The following is a 424-nucleotide window of genomic DNA, read 5'->3' on the forward strand; positions in this document are numbered from 1 at the left end:
TTATACTTTTAACCTGCTTAATTAGCTCACAACAATTGTTCCATTAACTACCAAATAAATGGCAATCAAACTGAGAATCAAAATCATCCCCATCATACCTTTCTCTTTACCGGTTAAAGCACGTTTATTTTCTTTCGTCGCTTGATAATAGATAATGAATCCTGGGATGAAACTAATAGAGACTAACAAAATTTGTTGCCAACCAGATAGCACCATGCAGGCAAACTGGAATAAAGCTGCAATTAAGCCAATGGTCCACTGTCCCCATTGCTTTTCCTTGTAGCTGTATTTCATTTGATACAATCCCACAAATAGGTAGGAGAATAGAATAGCTGCTGAAGCTAATGAATAAGCAAAATTATAAGCTTCGGAGGTGAATAGCAATGAGAATAAGAAAATAGTTTGTAGAACCGCTGTAATCATT

1 protein-coding gene is annotated in these 424 nt (G+C 35.6%); it reads right to left on the bottom strand.

Annotated features, from left to right (window positions below; all coding sequences use genetic code 11):
* Positions 1–21: 21 nt before the first annotated feature.
* The coding region (locus C1I99_RS35530) for a hypothetical protein (protein ID WP_499877957.1) at positions 22–424 on the bottom strand (403 nt) is incomplete at its 5' end.

Source organism: Micromonospora deserti (genome assembly GCF_003236335.1).
Classification (GTDB): Bacteria; Actinomycetota; Actinomycetes; order Mycobacteriales; family Micromonosporaceae; genus Micromonospora; species Micromonospora deserti.